General features: G+C 63.6%; 23 protein-coding genes, 1 tRNA gene and 1 pseudogene. 13 read left to right on the top strand and 12 right to left on the bottom strand.

Features of this window, described 5'->3' with window-relative positions; all coding sequences use genetic code 11:
• Positions 1-159 precede the first annotated feature (159 nt).
• Positions 160-1,299: a fumarylacetoacetate hydrolase family protein gene (locus ACQ5BM_RS14595; protein ID WP_429812338.1), complete on the top strand. Its 1,140-nt coding sequence runs from the start codon at positions 160-162 to the stop codon at positions 1,297-1,299.
• A gap of 141 nt (positions 1,300-1,440) precedes the next feature.
• Here the strand turns inward: ACQ5BM_RS14595 and ACQ5BM_RS14590 are convergent, their stop codons facing one another.
• Positions 1,441-1,689 carry a hypothetical protein gene (locus ACQ5BM_RS14590; RefSeq protein WP_429812335.1) on the bottom strand — a complete coding sequence of 83 codons (249 nt, stop codon included), beginning with the start codon at positions 1,687-1,689 and terminating at the stop codon, positions 1,441-1,443.
• A 219-nt stretch (positions 1,690-1,908) separates the two neighbouring features.
• Here ACQ5BM_RS14590 and ggt point away from each other — a divergent pair, with 219 nt between their 5' ends.
• On the top strand, positions 1,909-3,513 hold the full coding sequence (gene ggt / locus ACQ5BM_RS14585; protein WP_429812332.1) for a gamma-glutamyltransferase: 1,605 nt from the start codon (positions 1,909-1,911) through the stop codon (positions 3,511-3,513).
• A gap of 84 nt (positions 3,514-3,597) precedes the next feature.
• Here the strand turns inward: ggt and ACQ5BM_RS14580 are convergent.
• Positions 3,598-3,671: transfer RNA gene (locus ACQ5BM_RS14580), tRNA-Gln, on the bottom strand.
• Between the two features lie 14 nt (positions 3,672-3,685).
• Between ACQ5BM_RS14580 and ACQ5BM_RS14575 the strand changes: the two genes are divergently transcribed.
• Genes ACQ5BM_RS14575 through ACQ5BM_RS14560 form a run of 4 tightly spaced genes read left to right on the top strand, consistent with a single transcriptional unit; the run spans position 3,686 to position 6,743 of the window.
• Complete coding sequence (locus tag ACQ5BM_RS14575; RefSeq protein ID WP_429812910.1) at positions 3,686-4,108, top strand: hypothetical protein; 423 nt, start codon at positions 3,686-3,688, stop codon at positions 4,106-4,108.
• A complete protein-coding gene (locus tag ACQ5BM_RS14570; protein ID WP_429812329.1) occupies positions 4,044-5,627 on the top strand; it encodes a Ppx/GppA phosphatase family protein in 1,584 nt (527 codons plus the stop codon). The genes ACQ5BM_RS14575 and ACQ5BM_RS14570 overlap by 65 nt, the downstream gene beginning before the upstream one ends.
• A complete protein-coding gene (locus ACQ5BM_RS14565; protein WP_429812327.1) occupies positions 5,624-6,361 on the top strand; it encodes an RlmE family RNA methyltransferase in 738 nt (245 codons plus the stop codon). Before ACQ5BM_RS14570 ends, ACQ5BM_RS14565 begins: the two co-directional genes overlap by 4 nt.
• Position 6,362: 1 nt before the next feature.
• The gene (locus ACQ5BM_RS14560) at positions 6,363-6,743 is read left to right on the top strand and encodes a VOC family protein (RefSeq protein ID WP_429812324.1); all 381 of its coding nucleotides are present in this window, start codon (positions 6,363-6,365) and stop codon (positions 6,741-6,743) included.
• Positions 6,744-6,805: 62 nt separating this feature from the next.
• Here ACQ5BM_RS14560 and ACQ5BM_RS14555 read toward each other — a convergent pair whose 3' ends face one another.
• A complete protein-coding gene (locus tag ACQ5BM_RS14555; RefSeq protein ID WP_429812321.1) occupies positions 6,806-8,215 on the bottom strand; it encodes a DHA2 family efflux MFS transporter permease subunit in 1,410 nt (469 codons plus the stop codon).
• A gap of 192 nt (positions 8,216-8,407) precedes the next feature.
• Between ACQ5BM_RS14555 and ACQ5BM_RS14550 the strand changes: the two are divergent.
• The 5 genes and pseudogenes from ACQ5BM_RS14550 (at position 8,408) to ACQ5BM_RS14530 (ending at position 13,771) form a co-directional block, all read left to right on the top strand.
• Positions 8,408-9,396: pseudogene (locus tag ACQ5BM_RS14550) on the top strand (MBL fold metallo-hydrolase).
• A 204-nt stretch (positions 9,397-9,600) separates the two neighbouring features.
• The gene (guaB, locus tag ACQ5BM_RS14545) at positions 9,601-11,103 is read left to right on the top strand and encodes an IMP dehydrogenase (protein ID WP_429812318.1); all 1,503 of its coding nucleotides are present in this window, start codon (positions 9,601-9,603) and stop codon (positions 11,101-11,103) included.
• Between the two features lie 96 nt (positions 11,104-11,199).
• Complete coding sequence (locus ACQ5BM_RS14540; protein ID WP_429812316.1) at positions 11,200-11,616, top strand: MAPEG family protein; 417 nt, start codon at positions 11,200-11,202, stop codon at positions 11,614-11,616.
• A 137-nt stretch (positions 11,617-11,753) separates the two neighbouring features.
• Complete coding sequence (gene adhP, locus ACQ5BM_RS14535; RefSeq protein WP_429812313.1) at positions 11,754-12,782, top strand: alcohol dehydrogenase AdhP; 1,029 nt, start codon at positions 11,754-11,756, stop codon at positions 12,780-12,782.
• Positions 12,783-12,895: 113 nt separating this feature from the next.
• The gene (locus ACQ5BM_RS14530) at positions 12,896-13,771 is read left to right on the top strand and encodes a dienelactone hydrolase family protein (RefSeq protein ID WP_429812310.1); all 876 of its coding nucleotides are present in this window, start codon (positions 12,896-12,898) and stop codon (positions 13,769-13,771) included.
• 13 nt (positions 13,772-13,784) lie between these two features.
• Here ACQ5BM_RS14530 and ACQ5BM_RS14525 read toward each other — a convergent pair whose 3' ends face one another.
• Positions 13,785-14,696: a LysR substrate-binding domain-containing protein gene (locus ACQ5BM_RS14525; RefSeq protein ID WP_429812307.1), complete on the bottom strand. Its 912-nt coding sequence runs from the start codon at positions 14,694-14,696 to the stop codon at positions 13,785-13,787.
• Between the two features lie 217 nt (positions 14,697-14,913).
• Complete coding sequence (locus ACQ5BM_RS14520; protein ID WP_429812305.1) at positions 14,914-15,864, bottom strand: LysR substrate-binding domain-containing protein; 951 nt, start codon at positions 15,862-15,864, stop codon at positions 14,914-14,916.
• Positions 15,865-16,073: 209 nt separating this feature from the next.
• Here ACQ5BM_RS14520 and ACQ5BM_RS14515 point away from each other — a divergent pair, with 209 nt between their 5' ends.
• Positions 16,074-16,367 (top strand): DUF1127 domain-containing protein, encoded by a 294-nt coding sequence (locus ACQ5BM_RS14515; RefSeq protein ID WP_429812303.1) that lies wholly within the window; start codon positions 16,074-16,076, stop codon positions 16,365-16,367.
• Positions 16,368-16,707: 340 nt separating this feature from the next.
• Here ACQ5BM_RS14515 and ACQ5BM_RS14510 read toward each other — a convergent pair whose 3' ends face one another.
• The 6 genes from ACQ5BM_RS14510 to ACQ5BM_RS14485 form a co-directional block, all read right to left on the bottom strand.
• Entirely contained in the window at positions 16,708-17,535 is an 828-nt protein-coding gene (locus ACQ5BM_RS14510; protein WP_429812301.1) for a DUF937 domain-containing protein, read from the bottom strand.
• 113 nt (positions 17,536-17,648) lie between these two features.
• Complete coding sequence (locus ACQ5BM_RS14505) at positions 17,649-19,022, bottom strand: glutamate--cysteine ligase (RefSeq protein WP_429812299.1); 1,374 nt, start codon at positions 19,020-19,022, stop codon at positions 17,649-17,651.
• 244 nt (positions 19,023-19,266) lie between these two features.
• On the bottom strand, positions 19,267-20,004 hold the full coding sequence (locus ACQ5BM_RS14500; protein ID WP_429812296.1) for a 16S rRNA (uracil(1498)-N(3))-methyltransferase: 738 nt from the start codon (positions 20,002-20,004) through the stop codon (positions 19,267-19,269).
• 11 nt (positions 20,005-20,015) lie between these two features.
• Positions 20,016-21,521 carry an inorganic phosphate transporter gene (locus ACQ5BM_RS14495; protein ID WP_429812293.1) on the bottom strand — a complete coding sequence of 502 codons (1,506 nt, stop codon included), beginning with the start codon at positions 21,519-21,521 and terminating at the stop codon, positions 20,016-20,018.
• Positions 21,522-21,760: 239 nt separating this feature from the next.
• Complete coding sequence (locus ACQ5BM_RS14490; RefSeq protein WP_247958043.1) at positions 21,761-22,267, bottom strand: NUDIX hydrolase; 507 nt, start codon at positions 22,265-22,267, stop codon at positions 21,761-21,763.
• A gap of 206 nt (positions 22,268-22,473) precedes the next feature.
• Positions 22,474-23,262: a FadR/GntR family transcriptional regulator gene (locus ACQ5BM_RS14485; RefSeq protein ID WP_429812290.1), complete on the bottom strand. Its 789-nt coding sequence runs from the start codon at positions 23,260-23,262 to the stop codon at positions 22,474-22,476.
• Positions 23,263-23,537: 275 nt separating this feature from the next.
• Between ACQ5BM_RS14485 and ACQ5BM_RS14480 the strand changes: the two genes are divergently transcribed.
• Entirely contained in the window at positions 23,538-24,812 is a 1,275-nt protein-coding gene (locus tag ACQ5BM_RS14480; protein ID WP_429812287.1) for a DUF3422 family protein, read from the top strand.
• A gap of 66 nt (positions 24,813-24,878) precedes the next feature.
• Here ACQ5BM_RS14480 and ACQ5BM_RS14475 read toward each other — a convergent pair whose 3' ends face one another.
• On the bottom strand, positions 24,879-25,775 hold the full coding sequence (locus tag ACQ5BM_RS14475) for a LysR family transcriptional regulator (RefSeq protein ID WP_429812285.1): 897 nt from the start codon (positions 25,773-25,775) through the stop codon (positions 24,879-24,881).
• Positions 25,776-25,783 lie beyond the last annotated feature (8 nt).

The following is a 25,783-nucleotide window of genomic DNA, read 5'->3' as shown; positions in this document are numbered from 1 at the left end:
AGCGACAAGGGCGCCCGGTGGGCGCGTGGCATAACCGTAAACGCGTGAAAATTTGCAATGTTCCGGATATTGCAACCCAGGGGACGTTCACCCCGCCGCCGGCTTTACAGCCCTCTTCTCGGCTGCAAGAGATAGAGCGCTCATGGAGGAAGAGGTAGCATGACCGATACAGCGTTTAGCAAGGGCACTTTTGTCGGCCGCGTCTGGCGGCCCGATCTCGGCGGGCCGTCGCTTGTCACGATCCGCGACGGCGCTCTGTTCGATATCACCTCGAAAACGACGCCGACCATGTGCGACCTGCTCGAGCTTTCGGATCCTGTCGCGCATCTGCGCTCCGTTTCCGGCGACCGACTCGCCTCGCTTGAGGACTGCCTCGCGCGGAAGGCGGATGCATCGACCCTGCATCTGATTGCCCCCTCGGACCTGCAGGCGGTGAAGGCTTGCGGCGTCACCTTCGCGCGCTCGATGATCGAGCGCGTCATCGAGGAGCGGGCGGCGGGCGATGCGTCCCGTGCCGAAGCGATCCGCAGCCGCGTCACCGCCGTCATCGGCGACAGCCTGCGCAACCTGAAGCCCGGCTCGCCGGAGGCCGCCCGCGTCAAGGCAGCACTCCAGGAGGAGGGCGTCTGGTCGCAATATCTGGAAGTGGGCATCGGCCCCGATGCCGAGGTCTTCACCAAGGCCCAGGTGCTTTCGGCGGTCGGTCCCGGCGCCGATGTCGGCCTGCACCCCGCCTCGCACTGGAACAATCCGGAGCCGGAGATCGTGCTCGCGGTTTCCTCCGGCGGCCAGGTGAAGGGCGCAACGCTCGGCAACGACGTTAACCTGCGCGACATCGAGGGCCGCTCCGCGCTGCTTCTCGGCAAGGCCAAGGACAACAACGCCTCCTGTGCCATCGGCCCCTTCATTCGCCTGTTCGACGAAACCTACGCGATCGACGATGTCCGCAAGGCCGAGCTCACCCTGTTCGTCGAAGGGGAGGATGGCTACCGGCTTACCGGCCGAAGCTCGATGGCGGAGATCAGCCGCGACCCGCTCGATCTCGTCGCCCAGACCATCGGCCCGCACCACCAATATCCCGATGGCCTGATGCTGTTCATGGGCACGCTCTTCGCTCCCGTCGAAGACCGCGACGAACCCGGCCAGGGCTTCACCCACAAGCTGGGCGACGTCGTGACGATCGCCAACGCGGATCTCGGCCGGTTGACCAACACCGTCCGGCTTTCGACGGACTGTGCGCCCTGGAGCTTCGGCGCGGCGGCGCTGATGCGCAACCTTGCGGGACGGGGGCTGCTCTAGCGCAGGCCAGCTTTTCCTCTGACGGTCGCAGTCCGTTCGACGCCCTTGTCGCGCAAAAGTGTGCGGCGGTTTTGCGATAACGACATGCGAAATATCAAAGACTTAAAGCAAAGGAGCGAATCTGAAAGATCGCGACGTGCTTTAAGTCATCTTCCGCATGATCCAGAGAGCTCGGCCAGGGTGGGCGATGTCAGGCACAGCTTGAAGGCGTGCATCGTCCTTCAGGCGCTCCGCCTCGACGGCGTCGAGGAACAGGATCTGCTGATCGGTCTCGTTCGCGTTCGGCGTAATCCACCAGCGCTGATCCTCGCAACAAAGACCGGCTTCCGGATTTTCCTGGATGTACTCGATTGCATATTCAGCGTCCGTCTTTTTGCCAGCATCGAACATCGGCCGTCCTCCGCCTGATCGCTTGGAAGAGACGAGATTATGCGCCTCTTGCGGGACGTTGGGCAGCCCGGAAGTGCTGTTTCGCCATTCGCTTCTGCGGCATGCGCCGGGCGACCGGTTGCGGCGCTGGGCGCATCGACTGCAGCCTTTCCATCCGCCCGGCAGGCGCTTAGGTTCGTGCGCCTGAGTTGTTCTCGGCTTTTTTGGAGTTCCTGCCCCATGCGTGACCTGCACCTGCCTGGCCGCTCCGTCGTCATGGGTCGGCATGGCGCCGCCGCCACCTCGCACGCCCTTGCCACGCTCACGGCCATCGAGATCCTGCGCCGTGGCGGCAATGCCGCCGATGCCGCGATTGCCGCCTGCGCCGTGCAATGCGTGGTGGAGCCGGGTTCGACCGGCATCGGCGGCGACAATTTCGTTCTCTTCGCTCCCGCCGGCACCGATGTTGCCAATGGCAGTCGGGTCTTCGGCCTTAACGGATCGGGCCGTGCACCCCAGGGCCTCACCGCCGAACACCTGCTGAAGCAGGGACTGAAGGAGATCCCGCTCACCTCGGTGCATGCGGTCACCATTCCCGGCGCGGTCGATGCTTGGAGCAAGCTGAACCAGCGTTTCGGCTCCATGCCGCTGGGTGATCTGCTGCAGCCCGCCATTTGCCATGCCGAGGAGGGATTTGCGGTCACCGAACGCGTTGCCGTCGATTGGAGCCGCAACGAAGACAAGCTGAAAGCGGACGCAAACAGTGCGCGCATGTGGTTGAGGGATGGTCGCGCCCCGAGGGCGGGCGAACTGTTCCGCCAGCCCGAGCATGCGAAGGTTCTGCGTGAGATCGCCGCCAATGGCCGTGACGGTTTCTATTCAGGCTGGGTCGCCGAGGACATGGTGGGCTACCTGCGCAGCCTCGGCGGCACGCACGCGCTCGACGACTTCGCCGCACAAGAGGCCTTCTGGGTCGATCCGATTTCCACGACCTATCGCGGGATAGAACTTCTGGAGATTCCGCCAAGCGGCGTCGGCATCACCACCTTGCTGATGCTCAATATCCTGAGCGGCTTCGATCTGGGGAGATACGATCCGGTCGGCGTCGAGCGTTTCCATATTGAAGCCGAGACCACGAGGCTCGCTTTCCAGGCGCGTGACAAATATGTCGCCGATCCCGACTTTGCCGATGTGCCGGTAGAAAAGCTGCTTTCCGCTGCGTTTGCCGACGAGCTGCGCAGCCGCATCGACCTGAAGACGGCCATGCCGGTCGCCGGTCCGGCGGGTGCCACCACCTATCGCGACACGGTCTACATCAGCGTGGTCGACGAAAAGGGCAATGCCTGTTCCTTCATCAATTCGCTGTTCTGGTCGTACGGCACCGGCATCAGCAGCCCGAAGACCGGCGTACTATTGCATAACCGCGGCATCGGTTTCCGCGTCGATCCTGCGCACCCCAACTGCGTGGGGCCGCGCAAACGCCCGCTGCACACCATCATCCCGGCAATGGCGATGAAGGATGGCCGGCCGTGGTTGTCTTTCGGGGTGATGGGCGGCGGCTTCCAGCCGGTCGGGCAGAGCCATGTGCTGACCAACATCGTCGACTTCGGCATGAATGTGCAGGAGGCGATCGACTGCGCCCGCGGCTTCCACCAGATGGGCCGCTTCGAGGCCGAACGCGGCATCCGCGAGGACGTGCTGAAAGGGCTCGCGGCGCTCGGCCATGAGGTGAAGATGGCGGAGATGCCGCATGGCGGCGGCCAGGCGATCCTGATCGATTCGATCAACGGCTTCTTGCAGGCAGGTTCGGACCCGCGCAAGGACGGCTGCGCGTTGGCTTTCTAGACTGCCAGCCGTTGGGCACATCGCACGCGACAAGATGCGACGATGTTGGGTGCGCGGCAAAATTGCGTCTATTGCGGAAGAGATTGGCTGGGGAACCTGGATTCGAACCAGGACTAACGGAGTCAGAGTCCGCTGGTCTACCGTTAACCTATTCCCCAAGGTGCGCTGTCGGGTGCTGCCCGTCGCGTCGGTGTGGCGGGCTTATAAACAAAACGGCGGCCAATGCAAATACCTTTTGGCAAAAAAATGCGATCTCGATGTGGCGGCTGGATTTTTGCACCGGTTTGCGGCGTCGGAGGTGCGCGGTGGTGCCGCGCATTGGCGGGCGAGCGGCAGTGGTGAGCGCGCCAAGGCAGAGGTGCTGGGCATATTGTTGTCCGCAGAGTTGGCCGCATCCGGGCTTAGTCCTTGGCGACGCAGTCAAAAACAGTTTGGCGAATGGGGATTGCGCTGGTACAGTCGCGCCAACGAAAAATCGAGAGAGCGCCTTGAGCGGCCCAAGGGCTTGCGCGGCGCCATGGTTGAGACAAGTGAAAGACCCCGATCACGGCGAAAAGCCGTCCGAATCCGGGGCGTCGGCAGCAGGCCGCAGTGATGGATCGAGGCTCGGTCCGCGCAACGGCAAGGGCAAGCGGAAACGACGCAAGTCGTCTGCTTCGCCGTCTGCAATTGCCAGCCAGCCCGGCACTGCCGGCATGGCAGGGCGTCCCGCAGGACAGAACGATGCGGAACCGGCGCGTAAGCGCAAACGGCGTCGTCGTTCGAAATCCGCAAAGCAGCAGGCCACGGGCCCGTCCGCGCAGCAGGGCGGCAGCGCGCAAGTCGTCGAGCCGTCGCTCGGCGAGCGCAAGGGCCACAAGCGCAGCAAGAAGGCGCGGCATCGTCGTGGCCTCCAGGGCCGTCCGCTGACGAGCGGCGAGCGCCAGCCGGTACAGCAAAGGGCTGCCGATGGCGGCAATGCTCGGTCCGCGACCTCCGCTTCCAATGGACAGACGGCGTCACAGCCGCGGCCGGGCCAGCGCGCCGATCAACCGCGCACGCCCTATGTTGCCGCCAGCGAACCGCCGGCGCCGCTTTATGCCGCGCTCGACCTCGGCACCAACAATTGCCGCCTGCTGATCGCGCAGCCGACGCGCCCGGGCCAATTCCGGGTGGTCGATGCCTTTTCGCGCATCGTTCGCCTGGGCGAGGGGCTCGGTGCCAGCGGCCGCCTGTCGGACGAGGCGATGGAGCGCGCGGTCGAGGCGTTGAAGATCTGCGCCTCGAAGCTCGGTGCCCGAACGATCCGCCGCAGCCGCTTGATCGCGACGGAAGCCGCGCGTGCCGCCGAAAACGGCGAGAACTTCCTCGATCGGGTGGCGCGCGAAACCGGGTTGGAACTGGAGATCATCAACCGCGAAACCGAGGCGCGGCTTGCCGTCTCCGGCTGCTCGTCGCTCGTCGATCGCGAGACGCGTTCGGTGGTGCTCTTCGATATCGGCGGCGGCTCGTCGGAGATTGCCGTCATCAGGATCGGTGATTCGCGCTCGAACCGGCTTGCCAACCACATCACCCATTGGACCTCGCTGCCGGTTGGCGTCGTCACGCTCTCGGAGCGCCATGGCGGCCAGCACGTGACGCCGGCAAGTTTCGAGGCGATGGTGAATGAGGTGGAGGGCATGCTTGCCCGCTTCGAAAGCCCCCCGGTCGAGGCGCTGGCAAACGGCGCTTCCGGCAGTGGATTCCACCTGATCGGCACGTCGGGCACGGTCACCACGCTTGCCGGCGTGCATCTCGATTTGCCGCGCTATGATCGCCGCCGCGTCGATGGCCTGTGGCTCACCGACGACGAAGTCTCGGCCATGCAGGCGCGCCTGCTCTCCTGGGACTTCAATGCGCGCGCCGCCAATCCTTGCATCGGTCCGGATCGCGCCGACCTGGTGCTCGCCGGCTGCGCAATTCTCGAGGCTATCCGCCGCCGCTGGCCGTCGACCCGCATGCGTGTTGCCGATCGCGGCCTGCGCGAGGGGCTGCTGACCGATATGATGGCGGATGACGGAGCCTGGCGCCGCTCGCGGCCGCGCCGTCACCAGCGCGGCGCCAATGCCGGCAGCCAGGAAGGAAACAAGGCATGACAAAACCCCCTGTTGGCGGCAACCGCAGCGGCCGCAAGCTTGGCCAGAAGGTCAAGAAGGGCAAGCTCAAGGCATCCTCCCGCCGCTGGCTGGAGCGCCACATCAACGATCCCTATGTGCAGCGCGCCCAGCTCGAGGGCTATCGCGCCCGCGCGGCTTTCAAGCTTTTGGAGATCGACGAGAAGCACAAGATCCTGAACGGCGCCCGCCGCATCATCGACCTTGGTGCCGCTCCCGGGAGCTGGTCGCAGATCGCCGCCAAGGTCACTAATTCGACCGATGCCGATCCGCGCGTCGCCGCGATCGATTTCCTCGAAGTGGACCCGATCCCGGGTGTGCGTATCCTGCAGATGGACTTCCTCGACCCGGAGGCGCCGGGCAAACTCAAGGAAGCGATCGGCGGCACGCCGGACCTGGTCATCTCCGACATGGCGGCGCCGACGACAGGCCATCGCCAGACCGACCACCTGCGCACCATGCATCTCTGCGAGGTCGCCGCCTATTTCGCGGTCGACGTGCTCGCCGAGGGCGGACATTTCCTGGCGAAGACCTTCCAGGGCGGCACGGAGCGCGACCTGCTCAACATGCTCAAGCAGAATTTCCGCCAGGTCATCCATGTGAAACCGGCGTCGTCGCGCGCCGAATCGGTCGAAATGTTCCTGCTCGCCAAGGGCTTCAAGGGACGCCAGAAGGCCGGCAGCGAGACGGAAACCGAAGACGAGGCGGCTGAATAACATGCTGCTCTACGTGACCGTCGGAACAAACGATCTCGAGCGCGCCGGCTCCTTCTATGATGCGGTGCTACCGGCGCTCGGCTACCGCCGCCAGCGCCAGGATGAGACCGAGATCGGCTATGGGTCCGAGGGCGACCGCATCCGTTTCTGGGTGGTGACGCCCTTCAACCGCGAGCCCGCCACCTATGGCAATGGCGTGAGCATCGCGCTCAGAGCCGAGACGCGCTCGGCCGTCGATGCCTTCCACGCGGCAGCCCTTGCCAATGGCGGCACGGACGAGGGCGCGCCGGGGCTGCGTCCGTTCCATGCGAATTTTTACGGCACTTGGGTGCGCGATCTCGACGGCAACAAGATCGCCGCCGTCTGCGAGCGCCCGGAATAGCTCTCGCAACGGACGGGCGCCTTCCTTCGCACGCAGGTCGGCACTGGAAGTCCTGAGATTTCCTACTTGCCCGCGGCCGACTCGACTTCGCGCACCGGCAGCCGGTGCCCGGAAACCGAGGCGCCGGCGTTCTTCGCCATGGTGAGGAACGGGATCGCCGCGATCAGGTTGGCGCCGGCGATGATCATGAAGGCGGTGTGGAAATCGTCGAGCTGCAGCGGGCCGCCGCTGAGTTTGGTTTCGATTTCGAGGATCGCGCCGGCAACGGCGACGCCGAGCGCCAGGCTGATCTGCTGCAGCACCGCGCTCATCGAGGTCGCCTTGCTGGCATCCGCATCGTCTATGTCTGCGAAAGAGAGCGCATTGACGCTGGTGAAGAAGAAGGAACGGGCAAAGCCTGCAATCAGCAAGATGGTGATCATCAGCAGGTAGGGCGTTGCCGGCGTGAAGAAGCCGTTGGCGAAGGTGGTGATCGCAGCGAGGATTGCGGCGAGGATCAGTGTCGTGCGGAAGCCGGCGAAGGCGAGCACGCGCCGCGCGTAGAACTTGGTGGTGATTGCGCCGACCGCGCCAATGAAGGTGATGAGGCCGGACTGGAACGGATTGAGCCCGAAGCCGACCTGCAGCATCAAGGGCATCAGGAAGGGCACCGCGCCGACCGAGATGCGAAAGATCGTGCCGCCGATCGAGGCGGCGCGAAACGCGCTGTCTTTGAAGAGATTGAGATCGAGAACCGGCGCCGGATGGCGCCGGGCATGGCGGATATAGAGCAGCGCTGAAAGCGTGCCGACCGCCACCGAGGCGATACCGACGGCAGGCGGCAGCGCCGGCAGGCTGATCACGGAGAGACCGAAGACGATGCCGGACGCGGCAATTCCGCCGAGCACGAAACCGAGCACATCGACCGGTGGCGGATCCCGCGGCTCCATGGTCGGCAGATAGATGCCGGAGAGGATATAGCCGGCGATGCCGACAGGCACGTTGATCAGGAAGATCCAGTGCCAGGAGAAATAGGTGGTGATGAAGCCGCCGAGCGGCGGCCCGGCGAGCGGTCCTACAAGCGCCGGGATCGTGAGAAGCGCCATGGCCGAGACGAGTTCGCTGCGGGGCGTGCCGCGCACCAGCACCAGGCGGGCGACCGGCGTCATCATCGCGCCGCCCATGCCCTGCAGGAAGCGCGAGAAGACGAAGGCGACGAGGCTGTTGGAGATGGCGCAGAGAACAGAGCCGGCGATGAAGACGAGGATCGCCGCGCGAAAAATCTTCTTGGCGCCGAAGCGGTCGGCCATCCAGCCGCTCAAGGGAATGAAGATCGCCAGCGCCACCATATAGGCCGTCAACGCCAGCTTGAGGGTGATCGGCCCGACGCCGATGTCGCGGGCGATGGCCGGCAGCGACGTGGAAATTACGGTGGAATCCATCTGCTCCATGAAGAGAGCGACGGCGAGGATCATCGGGACGATACGGTTCATGGAATGGTGCTTCGGAGACAGTCAGCGATGGCGAGAAGCTAATGCTGGTAATGGCTTTTGTCGGGGCGAAACCGGTGATTGCGGATCAAAAGCCTGTGATCCCGGCTGGCTATTGCTGTCAAGACGCTACTTCTGGCCCGGTTGTCCATTGGGGCAACGGGATTCGACAGGGCAGCAAGGCGGGAATGGACCATGAGTGAAATGTTGATGAAGCGCAGGACCCCGATGGGGGCAGGAACATTTGGCATTCTGGCTGCGCCATCGTCGATGACGGCATTGCGGCGGCTGAGGAAAAGGCGGAAAAGACCGACATGTACGCAAGCCATCCCCCGTTCCGCTCTCTCAAGCTCGGCGCCTTCAAGGTCGTCGTCGTCAATGACGGCCGGCGCGTCATCGAGAAACCGCATGAGATCTACGGCATCAACCAGCCGCAGCAGGCGGTTGCGGAATTGCTGCAACAGAACTTTCTGCCGACCGAGGCGCTGGTCAACAGTTTCTCGCCGGTTCTCGTCGATACCGGAACGGATGTCGTGCTCTTCGATACCGGCATGGGCGAGAGCGGCCGCCAAGCCGGTCTGGGGCGTCTCGCCGAGAGTATCCGCGCCGCAGGCTACGCGCCGGAGCAGGTCTCGGTCGTCGTGGTGACCCATATGCATGGCGATCACATCGGTGGTCTCATGGAAGCCGGCAAGCCGGCATTCGCGAATGCCCGTTACGTGATGGGCGAAGCCGAATACGCCTTCTGGACGGATCCCGCACGCGCCGGCACGCCGGCGGAAAACGGGCACAAGGCGGTGCTGGAGAAGGTGGTGCCGCTTGCGGAAAAGGCGACCTTCATCGCTGATGGCGCCGAGGTCGTGCCCGGCATCTCCGCCGTTGCCGCCTTCGGTCATTCGCCGGGCCACATGGTGTTCCGTCTCGCTTCCGACGGCAAGGGCATGATGCTGACGGCCGATACGGCCAACCATTACGTGCTGTCGCTGCAGCGCCCGGATTGGGAAGTGCGCTTCGACATGGACAAGGCGAAGGCGGCAGAGACGCGCCGCAGGGTTTTCGACATGATCGCCAGCGAGCGGTTGCCCTTCATCGGCTACCACATGCCGTTCCCGGCCGTCGGCTTCGTCGAGAAACAGGGCGAGGGCTATCGCTTCGTGCCCGTCAGCTATCAGCTCGATATCTGACCGACTCCCGGGCTGTGTCTCGCGAAATTGTTGCCCTGCAACAAATATCGGTCGAAGGCGGGACATTTCCCGGCATTGGCTATTTTCATCCTGACATATCCGTGTTACGAGCCCTCGCCAACTTCCAAGACACGCTTTGAAGTCACCCGGTGGACAAATCGCAGCCCGTCCCCGGGGGTTTTCGTTTATTGAAGGGAATTGGCCATGGCGCGCATCATCGAAACGGCAACTGGTCTGGAGGCTTTGACCTTCGACGACGTTCTGCTCCTGCCCGGACATTCCGAAGTCATGCCGGGTCAGACCAACATCGCGACCACCATTGCGCAGGACATCGACCTCAACCTGCCGATCCTGTCGTCGGCGATGGACACGGTGACCGAGGGCCGCCTCGCGATCGCGATGGCACAGGCCGGCGGCATCGGCGTCATCCACCGCAACCTGACGCCGGCCGAACAGGCCGAAGAGGTCCGTCAGGTCAAGAAGTTCGAAAGCGGCATGGTCGTCAACCCGGTGACGATCGGCCCCGATGCCACGCTCGCCGACGCGCTGGGCCTGATGAAGCAGCACGGCATTTCCGGCATCCCGGTCGTCGAGAACGGTGGCGCCGGCGGCCAGAAGCAGGGCCGTCTCGTCGGCATCCTCACCAACCGCGACGTTCGCTTCGCTTCGGATCCGAACCAGAAGATCCATGAGCTGATGACCCATGAGAATCTGGTCACGGTCAAGGAAAGCGTCGACCAGCAGGAAGCCAAGCGGCTTCTTCACAAGCACCGCATCGAGAAGCTGCTGGTCGTCGATGCCGGCGGCCGTTGCGTCGGGTTGATCACCGTCAAGGACATCGAGAAGGCGCAGCTCAATCCGAACGCCTCGAAGGACGCGCAAGGCCGCCTTCGCGCCGCCGCTGCCATTTCGGTCGGCGATGACGGCTATGAGCGCGCCGAGCGGCTGATCGATGCCGGCGTCGACCTGATCGTCGTCGACACCGCCCACGGCCACTCGCAGCGCGTGCTCGACGCCGTTGGTCGCGTCAAGAAGCTCTCGAACTCGGTTCGCATCATGGCCGGCAACGTCGCCACCGCCGCCGGCACCAAGGCGTTGATCGATGCCGGTGCGGATGCGGTCAAGGTCGGTATCGGCCCGGGCTCGATCTGCACCACCCGCATCGTCGCAGGTGTCGGTGTTCCGCAGCTCGCCGCGATCATGAGCGCCGTCGAAGCCGCACAGGCGGCCGGCATTCCCGTCATCGCCGACGGTGGCATCAAGTTCTCCGGCGACCTCGCCAAGGCGATTGCCGCCGGTGCTTCGGCCGTCATGATCGGCTCGCTGCTTGCCGGCACCGATGAGAGCCCGGGCGAAGTGTTCCTCTATCAGGGCCGTTCCTTCAAGGCCTATCGCGGCATGGGTTCCGTCGGCGCCATGGCCCGCGGCTCGGCGGACCGCTACTTCCAGGCGGAAGTACGCGATACGCTGAAGCTGGTTCCGGAAGGCATCGAAGGCCAGGTTCCCTACAAGGGCCCGGTTGCAGGCGTGCTGCACCAGCTCGCCGGCGGCCTTAAAGCGTCCATGGGCTATGTCGGCGGCCCGACCATCAAGGAATACCAGGAGCGTGCCCAGTTCGTGCGTATCTCCGGCGCCGGCCTTCGCGAAAGCCACGCCCACGACGTGACGATCACTCGCGAGAGCCCGAACTATCCGGGCGCGCACTGATCGCGATTGCATTCGAAGGGCGCCGCGAGAACTCGCGGCGCCCTTCGCCTTTTCAGATCAAGTTTTTCAGAATGAGCTTATTTCAGGGAGCAGCGCATGACGGGTTTCGAGATTTTCTGGCCGATCGTGGTCCATGTTCTTCTCGTTTTCTGCCTCTACGCTCTCCTTTCCCTCCGCCGGGTGAGGCTTGTCCGCGCCGGCAAGGTGCACGCGGCCCAGTTTCGCGAGAACCGCGACGAACCGGGCGAAAGCCTGGTGGTGAAGAACAGCATCGCCAACCAGTTCGAGCTGCCGGTTCTCTTCTACGTCTGCTGCGTGCTGCTCTACATCACCGAGGCCGACAACATCGTCTCGCTGGGTCTTGCCTGGCTTTTCGTCGCGCTGCGCTATGTGCATGCCTTCGTGCATGTCACCAGCAACCGCATCCGTTATCGCCGGCCGCTGTTCATGGCGGGCGCCGCGACGCTTTTCGCCATGTGGGTGTGGCTTGCCGTCTGGATGGCGATGAGCTGATCCCGCTTAGGTCGCGACTGGCTCAGATCTGAGACAGTTTGCCAAAATGATCTTCGCGCCTTGATACGCATCAAGTACCCGGTGCTGCTCTTGCGGGTAGTCTGCTGACGTTGGACGACAACGCATCGGAGGACGAGATGACCGCAACGATGAAAGCCGCTGTGGTGCGCGAATTCGGCAAGCCGCTGGTAATCGAGGAAGTGCCGATACCGGAGCCGGGCCCCGGCCAGGTTCTGATCAAATACGAGGCGACCGGCGTCTGCCATACGGACCTGCACGCCGCCAACGGCGACTGGCCGGTCAAGCCGAAGCCGCCCTTCATCCCCGGACACGAAGGCGTCGGTTATGTCGCCAAGCTCGGCAGCGGCGTCGCGCGCCTGAAGGAAGGCGACCGCGTCGGCGTGCCGTGGCTGCACACGGCCTGCGGCGGCTGCACGCCCTGCCGCACCGGCTGGGAGACGCTCTGCGGCAGCCAGCAGAACACCGGCTACTCCGTCAACGGCACCTTTGCCCGATACGGCCTTGCCGATCCGGATTTCGTCGAGCGCCTGCCGGCAAAGCTTGAATTCGGACCGGCCGCGCCGATCCTCTGCGCCGGCGTCACCGTCTACAAGGGCCTGAAGGAGACCGAGGTGCGTCCCGGCGAATGGGCGTTGATCTCCGGCATCGGCGGGCTCGGCCACATGGCGGTGCAATACGCCAAGGCGATGGGCATGCATGTCGCCGCCGTCGATATCTTTCCGGAGAAACTGGCGCTGGCGAGAAAGCTTGGTGCCGACCTCGTCGTCGATGCGCGCGACAAGGATGCAGTCGATCAGGTCCAAAAGGCGACCGGCGGTGTGCACGGAGCGCTGGTGACGGCGGTGGCGCCCAAGGCGATGGAGCAGGCGTTCAATATGCTGCGCTCCAAGGGAACCATGGCGCTGGTCGGCCTGCCGCCGGGCCAGATGTGCCTGCCGATCTTCGATACGGTGCTGAAGCGCATCACCATCCGCGGTTCCATCGTCGGCACACGCCAGGACCTCGAGGAGTCGCTGGAGTTCGCCGGCGAAGGCAAGGTCGCCTCGCATTTCACCTGGGACAAGATCGAGAACATCAACGCGATCTTTGCCCGCATGGAAGAAGGCAAGATCGACGGCCGGATCGTGCTCGACCTCAACGGCTGACGCCGTTCACGATTGGTAACGCAAGTTTGTCTGTTCCACGCCGTCCGCGCACCTATTCTGTCGCGGGCGGTTCTGTCTGCCGCCACGGGAGAACGAAACCGAAGGAGGCCGACATGCAGGAACTGAAAATTACGCAGGCGATGATCGACGCCTATGATGAATACACGCATCTGACCCTCGATCGCCGTCGCTTCATGGAAAAGCTGACCGGGCTGGCCGGCTCTGCCGCCGCGGCAGCGGCGATCGCACCGCTGCTTGCTGCGAACGGCGCCAAGGCGGAGATCATTGCCGCGACTGACACACGGGTCGCCGGCGAAGACATTACCTATCCCGGCGCGGCCGGCGACATGAAAGGCTATCTCGTTCGCCCGGCGCAAATGAGCGGCAAGCTGCCGGCGGTGATCGTCATTCATGAAAACCGCGGGCTCAATCCGCATATCCGCGACGTTGCGCGGCGCGTGGCGCTCGAAGGCTTCCTGGCGCTTGCACCCGACTTCCTGTCGCCATCGGGCGGGACGCCGACGGACGAGGACAAGGCGCGCGAGATGATCGGCGCGCTGGATGCGACAGCAACGACGGCGAATGCCGTTGCGACCGTGGCCTTCCTGCAAGGGCACCAGCAATCGACGGGGAAGGTCGGTGCCATCGGCTTCTGTTGGGGAGGCGGCCTCGTCAATCGGCTCGCCGTCGGCTCGCCCGATCTCAAGGCTGGCGTTGCCTATTACGGCGCCCAGCCCAAGGCGGAGGAGGTACCGAAGATCAAAGCCGCCCTGCTGCTCCACTATGCCGGGCTCGACGGGCGTATCAATGCCGGCATCGACGCCTATCGGAAGGCGCTCAAGGACAATGGCAAGGACGCAACGATCTACATCTATGACGGCGTCAACCATGCCTTCAACAACGACACCTCCGCCGCGCGCTATGACAAGGCTGCCGCCGATCTCGCCTGGAGCCGGACCGTGGAGTTCCTGAAGGCCAAGCTCGCCTGAACGCGGGTTCGGCTCAGGCGGCGGCCGCCCGGATGATATCGTCGGCGCAGCCGCTGATGGCCGCCGCCAGCGCCTCCATATCGCGTTCGCGCGGGCTGCTGCGACGCCAGACGAGGCCGATCTCGCGGGCCGGTTCGGGGGCCGCGAACGGCACGATGCGGATCGAGTTGCGCGCGGCCTCGGTCGCAATGGCAATCTCGGGGATCAGCGTCATGCCCATGCCGTTGGCGACCATCTGCAGGAGCGTCGTCATCGACGTGGCGCCGAAGCTGACAAGGCGCCGCTTGCCGGCCGTACTGCAGACGGCCAGCGCCTGGTCGCGTAGGCAGTGGCCCTCTTCGAGCAGCAGCAACTGTTCGACATCGACCTGATCTTCGGTCAGCGGCGACATCAGGATGTTGCGTTCATCGTCGGCCATCGCCATGTAGAACCGATCGGAGAAGAGCGGCTTCGTCGCAAGTCCTTCCGCGTCGATCGGCAGCGCCGCAACGACCGCGTCGAGCAGGCCCTCACCGAGATCACCAACCAGCCGCGATGTCACCGATTCCTTCAACTCGATCTCGATTGCCGGATAGACGCTGCGCAGATGCGGCACCAGACGCGGCACGAGGTAGGGGGCGAGCGTCGGGATGACGCCGATGCGGATCCGTCCCTCGAGCGTCCCGGCGCTGGCGCGCGCGCTCTGCTCGAGCAGATCCACCTCGGCAAGGATGGCGCGGGCGCGGGCCAGCACCTCTTCGCCCTTGCGGGTGAGAAAAACGCCGCTGCGGCTGCGCTCCACCAGTTTCACGCCCAGATGATTTTCCATTTCCATGATCTGGGCGGAGAGCGCCGGCTGGCTGACGTGAACGAGTTCGGCGGCCTTGCCGAAGTGGCGAACGGAGGCAAGCGCCTCGAAGTAGCGCATCTGTCGGAGTGTGAGCATGATAGGAACGCCCTATCAAATTTGAGTTCAAATGCAATCGGAGATTATCGTCGGCGATGAAAAACAGGTTCGCCAAGGTGGCCGGGCCGCGCTTCGGACCCGCCCAGCGGATACGGTCGGCACGGCCACGGAACAGGTCGGAGGGCGCGCTGCCGCGTGGACAGCCGCATGAAAACCACGCGCCCCTTCGAGTGCGTGGCCTCCTGTCGTTTGGGTCTTACCAGCCCGGCAGCATATGGCTCTGCCTCAGCCGCGGATAGCGTGGGAAGCCCTTGATATCGCCATCGATATCGTCATTGGTGCTGATCGGCGTGATGTTGTCGAGGCAGGCGGTGATGTGGTTGCTGATCGCATTCGAGAGCGAGGGCGAGAGGCCCGGACGCTTCATGATGCCGATCTGCACTGGCGCCAGCGCCGGAAAGCCGTCTGCCAGCGTCAGCACCTTCATGCCCGGACGGAGCGCCGACTCCGGCAGGACCGACACGGCCATGCCGGCCAGCACCGCCGCAGCGACCACCGTCGAAGACCAGCTCGTGAACAGGATCTGATATTCCCGCCCGGTCGCATCGAGCGCCGCACAGGCGGCCTGCCGCCACAGACAGTCACGTCGGCCGACGGCGAGCGGGATCGGTGCGTTCTCCGGCAGCGGATGGTTGATCGAGCTGACCCAGCAGAGCGGCTCCGTGCGGACGACATCGGAAGCGCGCGCGCGCGGATTGTGCGTGACCAGCGCAATGTCGAGGTCGCCCTTGGCCATCTTTTCGGCGAGATCCACGGAGGGTTCGCAGACGATATTGAGCTCGACATTCGGATGCGTCTTGGCGAAGCGCATGATGATCTCGGGCATGTAGCGGTCGGCGTAATCGTCGGGCGTGCCGATGCGCAGCGTGCCTTCGAGGCGATTGTCGTCGAAGGAGGCGATCGCTTCGTTGTTGAGGCGGATCATGCGGCGTGCGAAATTGAGCAGCCGGTCGCCCTCGACGGTCAGCCGGTTGCCGCGCCCATCCTTCATGAAAAGCGGCTTGCCGATGCGCTCTTCCAGGCGGCGCATCTGCATCGACACGGCGGATTGGGTCTTGAAGACCCGGTCGGCCGCCTTGGTGAAGCTACCCGTGTCGGCGATCGCGACAAAGGTCTGGAGCTGGTCGATATCGAGCGGTGCGGACATGGCCGTGATGCATCCATAAGATTGTTTGATGAATATCATTAAAAACATTCGTTGGACTGATCAATAAGGATTTGCGATCTATCAGGGGCAAATTCATCGATCCCCGGCCGGCAATCGCCGGCGATTCCCAAACTTTTTGGCCCGCCCCTGCGTTTGACCTCCCCGCAGGGGATGGGCCTCTTCGTGCCTGAAAGAAAAGGAGTACCGTCATGCGCACGACCCACGTCCTCGATCTCGACCTCGTTGCAGGAAAGCAGTCCCCTGCCTCCCGCGCCGTCGGCGTCGCAGGGATGCTGACGTCCGTATGGCGCCAACTGCGAAACCGATATGCGATCGGCCGTCTGAATGACCTGGATGACCGCCAGCTCCTCGATATGGGGCTGAAGCGAGAAGATGTGCGCGAGGCGATCACCTCGCCCTTCTTCGACAATCCGGCGAGCTATCTGACCCGCGCCTCGCGAAACCGGGCGAGCCTCTTCTACAAGGGGACCCGCCACGACTGACCGTTGACGAGTTGAAGCGGGGTGAAGGCGGGAAGCCGCATCCTCGGCCCGCTTCACGGCGCATCCCGCCGCTTAGGGTGTGCCAGTCGAGCATGATCCGCGAAAGCCTGCCGCCGCCGCGGATCATGCTGCGAATTTTCAAGTTCGGTGCTGCTGATCGCCAGAGGTCGCGCGCCCCAACGTTCCCCGCAGGGTAGAGCCAATAGACCCTGCCGCTTGGCCCGGTGCATGACCAAGACATGTACCGGGCCTTTTTCTTTTGAGATTTTCTCAGGGGCGCGTGCCCCTCAGACGCAGTAGGCGGCGCCGGCCAACGGGGCCTGGATAGGGAAGGGGCGTTTCAGCTCTTTGTGCCGGGCCCGGCCTTGTAGGCGTCGAACAGAGCCTCGACGTTCTTCTGGTATTCCTTCTGCAGTTCCAGCCCGGTGTCGAACATGCTGTTCATTACCTGGGAGAACTGGGCAAGCGCCGGATTGTCCGGTGCCGGCTTCTGCGCGCCGGTGGCACCCGCCTGCATCATATCCTGAAACGCCTTGACGAAGGGGTTGTCGGCAAAGACGTCCGGCGTCTTGGGCTTCTCTTCCTTTTTGGCCATGCCGAAGAAGCCCTGCATCGCCTGCGTGAAGGGGTTGTCGAAGGGGTTCGGTTGCGGCTCCGGCTTCTTGGCAAAGCCGGCCGCTTCCATCCACTGGCGCATCGCCGCCGCCATCGGGTTGTTGGCGAAGGCGTCGCTTGCGGCGGCGAATTGCCCGGTCGTCTGCTTGAACAGCCCGCCCATCAGCGTATCGGCCATGACCGGCAGCATCTGCTTGTAGATCTCCTGGCTGATGCCGGTGACCTGGGCGGCCTGCGCGGCGATCGCGCGCGACATTTCCTTCGAACCGAACAACTGTCCGAGAACACCGTTGCCGTCGACCATGCCCTGCGGCGTGAAGGCCTGGCTGATGTCTTCGAAGTATTTGGCATAGTTGCCGCTGCCGAGCGCCGTGAGCAGTGCGCCGAAATCGTAAGGGTTGGCCGTGTTGCGCTTGAAGGCGGCCGAAAAGGCCGGCAGCAACGCCACCGTCGCCTTCGTCATCTGCTCCTGAGCGAGGCCGAATTGTTGAGCCATCAGTTCGATGGCCTTGCCGTTCTGCGCCTGTGCGAACATGTCAAAAAGCGGTGCCATGCCAGTTCCCCTTCGGCATCTCGACGCGCGACGCTGCAAGCGACGCATATCCTTGCACTATAACGGGAAATCGGGGGCTGGAAACCGCTTTTTGAGAGTGCCCCGCGGCCGCCTCAATATTGGTATTCGGCGAAAACCGGTTCGACCGAGCCGTTCCAGCGACCGTTGTAGAGCGCCAACAGGTCTTCGGCGAGCGTCGCCTTCTTGGCGAGCACCTCGTCAAGCGGCGCCAGGAACTGGCTTTCGTCGATGCCTTCGCCGTTCAGCCGGTTGCGACGCTTCAGGCCGCCGCGTGAAATGGCGATGACCTCGCGGGCAATGTCGTAGAGATTGCCCGCGCGGAACCTGGTCGCGAGCGCCTGCACGGGCACCGCGTCGCGCATCGCGCTTACCTCCTCGAAGGTCCAGTCGCGCGTCAGGGTCTCCGCGGCAGCAAGCGCTTCGCGGTCGTAAAGAAGGCCGACCCAGAAGGCCGGCAGCGCACAGATCCGCCGCCACGGACCGCCATCGGCGCCGCGCATTTCGAGGAAGCGCTTGAGCCGAACGTCGGGGAACAGCGTCGAGAGATGGTTCGTCCAGTCACCCATGTTCGGCTGCCACTCGGCAATTTCGCCCTTGAGCGCGCCACCCATGAACTGGCGGAAGGTGACGTGGGTACAGTCGTGGTAGTGGCCGTCGCGCACCACGAAATACATCGGCACGTCGAGCGCCCATTCGACATAGTCGGCAAAGCCAAAATCCGGGCCGAAGGCGGATGGCAGCAGGCCGGCACGTTGATTGTCGGTGTCGCGCCAGATGTCGCCGCGCCAGGATAGGAGCCCGTTCGGCTTGCCGTCGGTAAACGGTGAGCTTGCGAAGAGCGCGGTCGCCAGCGGCTGCAGCTTCAGCGACACCTGCATCTTGCGGCGCATGTCCTCTTCCGAGGAGAAGTCGAGGTTCACCTGGATCGTGCAGGTGCGATACATCATGTCGAGGCCCTTGGTGCCGACCTTGGGCATATAGCGGCTCATGATGCCATAGCGCGATTTCGGCATGCGCGGCGTTTCGGCGAAGGTCCACTTCGGACTGCCGCCGATGCCGAGGAAACGGATGCCGAGCGGCTCGGCGATTTCGCGCAGCACGGCGAGATGCTGGTTCGACTCCTTGCAGGTCTGGTGCAGGTTTTCGAGCGGCGCGCCGGATAGTTCGAACTGGCCGCCGGGCTCCAGCGAAATCGCACCATTGCCCGATTGTTCTGCGAGGCCGATGATATTGCCTTCGTCGACGATCGGCTCCCAGCCGCTCTTGGCGGCCATGCCGTTCAGGAGCGCCTGGATGCTGGCCTCGCCGAAATAGGGGACGGGGCTGTTGTCCGCCTTAAAGAAGGCGAACTTTTCGTGCTCCGTGCCGATCCGGAACCGTTCCACCGGTTTCGAACCTGCTGCCAGGTAGGCGGTCAGGTCAGCGATAGAGGTTACCGGCGTCTGGTCGGTGGTATCTCGGGCCATGAGCGTCTTCTTTTGTTTGGGCGGCTCTCGCTGGATAGCGGGAATTGATGAAGGCTGCTTGAACCGTAATCAGGTGCGGTGCAAGTCAATTTCTTTCAAGATCTCATCAAAAAAAGTAGGACGATTGCTTGCGCTGGAGCAAGCTCCATGGAACGAGGTATCCTCGATCCACCATGCCTTGTCTTGAGAGATTCCTCTTCTTTTAGGAGAACGCGCGGCACCGGGCCTGCTCCGGAACGACCGGCTATCGCCAGTCGCCGACAGTTGCCTGAATGACTGCCATGGCCGCGACTGCGGCGGTATCGGCCCTGAGGATTCGCGGTCCAAGCGGAATGCTGCTGACAAAGTCGAGGCTGCGGAGCAGCGTCCGCTCACCTTCCGAGAAACCGCCTTCGGGACCGATCAGCAGAGCGAGTTTCTTTTCCTTGACGGCCGAGAGGATCGGCAACGGGTTCTGGCTATCGCTGCCTTCGTCGCAGAAGATGATGCGTCGGTCGCCGGGCCAGGTGGCCAACACGTCCTCCAGTCGGCGCGGCTCCTCGACATCGGGAATGCCGAGCACGCCGCATTGTTCGGCCGCCTCGATGACATTGGCGCGGACCCTCTCGATATTGCCGAGTTTGCCTTGCACATGCTGCGTCATGACGGGCTGCAGCATGCCTGCGCCCATTTCGACCGCCTTTTGCACGAGATAGTCGAGCCTGCCGACCTTGAGCGGTGCGAAAAGATAGACGAGGTCGCAGGGTTTCGGCTGCGGCCGCGTCTGCTCGACGGCGGTCAGCACCAGCTTCTTCTTGCTGGCGAACGAGAGTTCCGCACGCCACTCGCCGTCGCGTCCGTTGAAGACGAGGATCGAAGAACCCTCTTCATAGCGCAGCACATTCACCAGATAGTTGAACTGCTCTTTCGTCGCCTCATGGGCCGAGCCCGCGTCAAGGGGATGTTCGACGAACAGTCGCTGCATGCGAAAATTGGCGCGCATATGGAGTGCCTTCACATGAAAATGCCGGAGAGAATGAAATAGAGGATGGCCGATAGCGCTGCCGAGGCGGGAACGGTGATGACCCAGGCGCCGACGATCGTCAGGAAGTGAGAGCGGCGTACGAGGCGCCGGCGCCGGACTTCGGCGAAGTTGGTTTCCGCCGTTTCCATGAAGTCGGTCTGGCCCGTCCGTTCCCGGACAAACTGCATGCGACGTTTGGAATTGCGGATGTACCATTCGCGGAAGAAACCGACGCCGAAGACGGCGCCGACGGCCGTGTGCGTCGAACTGATCGGCAGCCCGAGCGCCGATGCCAGCAGCACCGTGACGGCAGTGGCGAGCGCGACGCAGAAGGCGCGCATCGGATTGAGCTTGGTGATCTCCTCGCCGACGACGCGAATGAGCTTCGGTCCATAGAGCAGCAAACCGATCGAGATGCCGAGCGCGCCGATCGCCAGTTCCCACAGGGGAGCCGGTGATTTCTCCGTCGCAATGACCCCGTCCAGGGCCGAAACGATCGCGGACAAGGGGCCGATCGCGTTGGAAACGTCGTTGGCGCCGTGGGCGAAGGAGAGCAGCGCCGCGGCCAGAATGAGCGGCGCACGGAACAGCTTGCGAAGCGACTGATTACGATTGTCCAGCCCCTCGGACTGTCTGTAGATCCACGGCTTGGTCAGAAAATAGATGGCGGTGCCGATGACGGCGCCCAGGCCGAGTCCCGTTGGCAAATTGATCGAGACCACCTGGACCAGGGCGATCTCCGCGAGGTATGCGGTAAAGGAGCCCGCGGTGACGCCAAGAATGACCGGCATCCACCGCCTCGCGGCGGCAATCTTGTCCTCGCGATAGATGATGAATTCCTTGAGGAAGGCGAGGAAGGCGGCGGCGATCGTGCCTCCGAGCAGCGGCGAGACCGACCAGCTGAGCGTGATGCCGGCGAGCGACCACCATTGCACGCTGGAAAAGCCGGCTGCCGCGATGCCGGCCCCGACGATGCCGCCGATGATCGAGTGCGTGGTCGAAACCGGCGCCCCGGAATAGGTGGCGATGTTGATCCAGGCCGCCGAAGAGGCCAGCGCCGCCATCATGATCCAGACGATCGTCTGTGGACCGAGCACGTCTTCGCCATAAACGATGCCGGCTTCGATCGTTAGCGCCACCTCCCGCCCGGCCAGCATTGCGCCGGCAATTTCGAAGACGGCGGCGATGGCAAGTGCAGTCGCCATCGACATCGCCTTGGCGCCGACGGCAGCGCCGACGTTGTTGGTCACGTCGTTCGCGCCGATGTTCATGGCCATGTAGCCGGCGATGGCAGCCGCGGCCAGAATGAGCGGCGCGGTCGCGGAACTCGTCACGAAGCTCGCGGCAAAGGCCATGCTCAAGAGTAGAAAGAGACCGGCGAGCGCCGGCGCCGCCAGGCTGCGGCGGACATGCTGCGATGCCTCTTCGGCAAGGCTGAGCTTGTCGAGATCTTTGTCGATCGTCTGTTTTGCGAGGCGTATGCGCGGCTGTGCCACTGCCTGGAACTCCATTGTCACCATGGCCACTAAGGCCACTGCAACACGCATTCAAGTGGATTTGATGGACATCGGTGCCCGCGCGTCCGGGAACCCGCGTTGAGGGCATTGGATGCTCTACAGCGCCGCGCGTCTTTTAAGACGTGCAAAGGTCGCTGTAGCACTTTGATTTGCTGCATGTCTTCGTCCTCAAATCGCGTTCGATTTAAGGAGACATGCAGTAGGGGTAACCTGGAAGGTTAGCCGTTCGCCGCCTTCGGCATCGGCGCAGACGCCGCGACCATGCGTTCGCCAAAGGCGAGAATAAGGTCCTTCAGCGACGGCTCGGCCACTCGCGAAGCAGCCTCCTTGTAGTCGACCCATTCGAGCTGCCTGCGGCCTTCCTCCGGGAAGTGCTTGCAAAGGTCGTCGACTTCGAGAGCATGAACCTGCACCTTGACCGAGATCTTCAGGCCGTGGTCCATGCGCTTCTGGTAGAGATAGAAACCGATCGTCGATTTCTGCACATGGCCTTTGACGCCAGCCTCCTCGTAGGCCTCGCGCTCGGCCACCTCGTGGGCGCGTTTGCCCTGCATCGGCCAACCCTTGGGAATGACCCAGCGACCGGTGTCGCGGCTGGTGATCATGAGGATTTCGAGGGCCTTGGTCTTCTTGCGGATCCGATAGCAGAGCGCGGCATATTGCATGCGCGCCGGGCGGCGCAACATCAACTGGACATCGGATGCGAGTCTGTTCAAGAAGTTCAAGGTCGTCTGCGCTCCTCTCGGCGAATCAGTGTTTTTGTTTTCTGTCAAAGCCAGTATGGCAGCGTCCTGTTGCGTGTAAATGTTGCCGCCAGTGGGCAGCCGGATATGGAGCCAGCTTTCCGCTGAACTGTGGTCCAGATACGACAGGATATGGCGTTTCCGCGGCGGTTTACCAAGCGCCGGCAACTGGGCGTAGGCCTGTTCCGTCAGCTCGCGCGGTCGCGTTGCTGCAGGCGCAGGCGGGCGATACGATTCCATTCGCCGGTGCGTTCCGCCTCGCGGGTTGCGGCGGCAACGAAGTCGATATGGTTCTGCGACGCGGCCTTCGCCTCTGTCGGATCCCGCGCCATGATCGCGTCGTAGATCGCCTCGTGCTGGGCAAGCAGCCGGTCGCGGGCGCCCGGCGCATCGAAAACCGAGTTTCGGTGGAAGAAAATACCTTGCTGGAGCAGCCGATAGCAGGCGCGCAGCGTATGCATCAGGATGATATTGTGGGCGCTTTCGCCAATTGCCTGGTGGAGCTCGATATCGGCCTCGAGTTCCGCGTCGAAGTCGCCGGCGGCGTGCGCCGTGCGCATGCGCTCGATGATCCTCGTCAGAATGTCGCGGTCGAAATCCGTGGCCCGGGTGGCGGCCAGTTCCGCCGTCAGCCCTTCGAGCTCGCGCCTGTATTCGAGATAGTCCTGCGTCGCCTTGTGGTGGCGGGCGATGAGGTCGATCAGCGGTTTGGAGAAAATCTGCCCGACGACGTCGGCGACGAAAGTGCCGCCGCCGTGGCGGCTCTCGACGAGCCCGCGTCCTTCGAGCTCCTTGAGGGCCTCGCGCAGGATCGGCCTGGACACGTCGAAGCGCTTGGAAAGTTCCCTTTCGCCCGGCAGCCGGTCGCCGTCGCGCAGCACGCCTTCGAGAATCAGCAGCTCGATCTGCTGCACGACTTCGTCGGCCGTGCGGCTGTGGCTGATGCGGGCGAAGAGGTCGATCTGGTCGTCGGTCACGTCTTGGTCTCCCGGATCCCGGTGAAGTTCGGTCTCTTTGGCCAAAAATTCATCGTGATTCTCATAGGTTAGAGCGGAAGAGGGCGGAAAGCCGCACCCAGGTTCCTCACCCTGCACTGTGCCGCAATCTAGGCAGCCGGCACCAAGTGGTCAATTTGCTTGTCCACTTTGGACTGAATGACAAAAGTCAAACTGCGGCAATGCGTCCTTTTTCTTTTGCTCGTTCGATTGATAAGAAAGTCGTGATGAACGCGTGAGGGGGACAAGAGCGCTTCATGGCAAAGGGTAGTTTTGCATTTCCGGTGGCGCCGATGCGCGCCTTGGCCTTGGGTGAGGTTCATTCGCGCCCCTATGCGCTGGTGACCACGCCGCGGGTGATCTTCCAACTCGCCTTCCTGACGGAGGGCGGCTCGATCGTCGATCACGCCGTGCTTTCGGAGCTGTCGCGGGCGCGCGGGATTGCCCCGCCGGGGCGGGACGCGAACCATCATGCGATGTCCTGGGGGCAGGGCACGCTGCGCTGGGAACGGCACACGGAATTCTCCACCTATTTCTGGGATGCACCGCCGCCGGAGAAGTTTGGCGGCGAGGTGCCGATCCATCCGTTTGGCGACGGATTCTCGCCGCCTGGCTCGCTGATCTCGGGTATCCGGCTGGAAATCCGGCCGGATACGCCGGAGACCCGCGAGGCGATCGGCCTTTTCGATCCGACGAGCCTCTGTTACAGCGAAACCAAGAACGGCCAGGCGGTGATCGTCACCGACTTCCGCCAGAACGGCGATGGCCTGACCCAGATCCTGGTCATCGACCGCGGCATGACGGAGGCGGGCACCGGCGCGCTCGTCCAGCGCCTGCTCGACATCGAGACCTACCGAACTCTGGCGATGATGGGCCTGCCGCTCGCCCAGTCGCTATCGCCGGAGATCCGCCGGACCGAGGACGGCCTGACCGGGATCACCCAGCGCATGAAGGAAAATGTGCGCGAGGAGGCCGACGACATGCTGGCCGAGATCACCCGGCTTGCCGCCGATCTCGAAGCCGGTGCCGCACTCAGCCTCTATCGCTTCGGCGCCAGCCGCGCCTATTACGGCATCGTGCAGGAGCGTATTCGCACGCTCGCCGAGACCCCGGTGCCGGGCTACGAGACGATCGGCACCTTCCTCGAACGGCGCCTGGCGCCGGCGATGCGCACCTGTCAGTCGGTCGAGGAGCGCCAGGCCAACCTGTCGCGCAAGCTTGCCCGCGCCACGGCTCTTCTCAGAAGCTGGGTCGATGTCGAACTCGAACGGCAGAACAGTGCGCTGCTGAATTCGATGGACCGGCGCGCAAAGCTGCAGCTACGCCTGCAGCAGACAGTCGAGGGCCTGTCGGTCGCCGCCATTTCCTACTACGTGGTCGGGCTGTTCGGTTATCTCGCCAAGGCCGTCAGCCACGAGCTGCCGATCGATCCGGGCCTGCTCACCGGCCTTGCCGTTCCCTTCGCCGTTGCCGGTGTCTGGCTGATCGTGCGCCGCATCCGCCGCCATCATGAGGACAGCGAGCACAAGTAAGCAATTCCAGCAAAAGTGCATCGGTCTTGCGTTGGGAATGCGAGAAGCAAATAACCAGCGCAGGAACTATTGCTCCCAATAGGGAATCGGCCCGTACAGCCCGGCCAGATAGTCGATGAACAGCCGCACCTTGGCTGGCAGGAACTGGCGGCTCGGATAGACGGCCGAAAGCGTCAGGTGCTTCGAGCCTTCCCATTGCGGCAGCACCTGCACCAACTGGCCGCTGCGCAATTCCGGGCCGATATCCCAGGTGGAGCGGAGTGCAATGCCGGCGCCGGCGATGACGGCGGCGCGCACGATTTCCGATGAGTTGGTGACGAGCGGCCCCTCCGGGTGCCAGACCAATGCCCCTTCCGGCCCTTCGAGCTTCCAATTGTCGTTGTTGTGCGCCGGCAGGCAGAGGTGGTTGGCCAGATCGCCGATCTCCTTCGGCGCGCCGTTGCGGGCGATATATTCCGGCGAGGCGCAGAGCAGCCGCCGCACCGGCGCGAGCTTCCTTGCCACCAGGGATGAATCCACCAGCTCGCCGATCCTGACCGCCATGTCGAAGCCTTCGGCGACGATATCCGTGAATTCGTCCGTCAGCACGATGTGCAGCTTCAGGTCCGGATGGTCCTTCATGAATTTCGTCAGATGCGGCGCGATGTGCATCCGGCCGAAGGAAGTCGGCGCCGAAATCCGGAGCATGCCGAGCGCATGCGACGAGCGACCGGAAGCATAGGCCTCGGCCTCCTCGATGCCGGTCAGAATGCCGAGCACCCGGTCGTAGAATCCCTGGCCTGCTTCCGTCAGCGAGATCTGGCGCGTCGTGCGCTGCAAAAGCCGCGTGCCGAGCCGATCCTCGAGCCTCTTGATGCGCTTCGAGATGACGGCTGGGGAAAAGCCCAGCACCCTCCCGGCAGCCGACATGCTGCCTGTGGAAACGACCCGTGCAAAAATCTCAAGATCGCCTAAATTCGTCATCAATCGTT

Source organism: Ensifer sp. B1-9 (genome assembly GCF_050474445.1).
Lineage (GTDB): Bacteria > Pseudomonadota > Alphaproteobacteria > Rhizobiales > Rhizobiaceae > Ensifer.
Note: the sequence above shows the minus strand (reverse complement) of the source record. Positions and strands in the feature narration are given on the sequence as shown.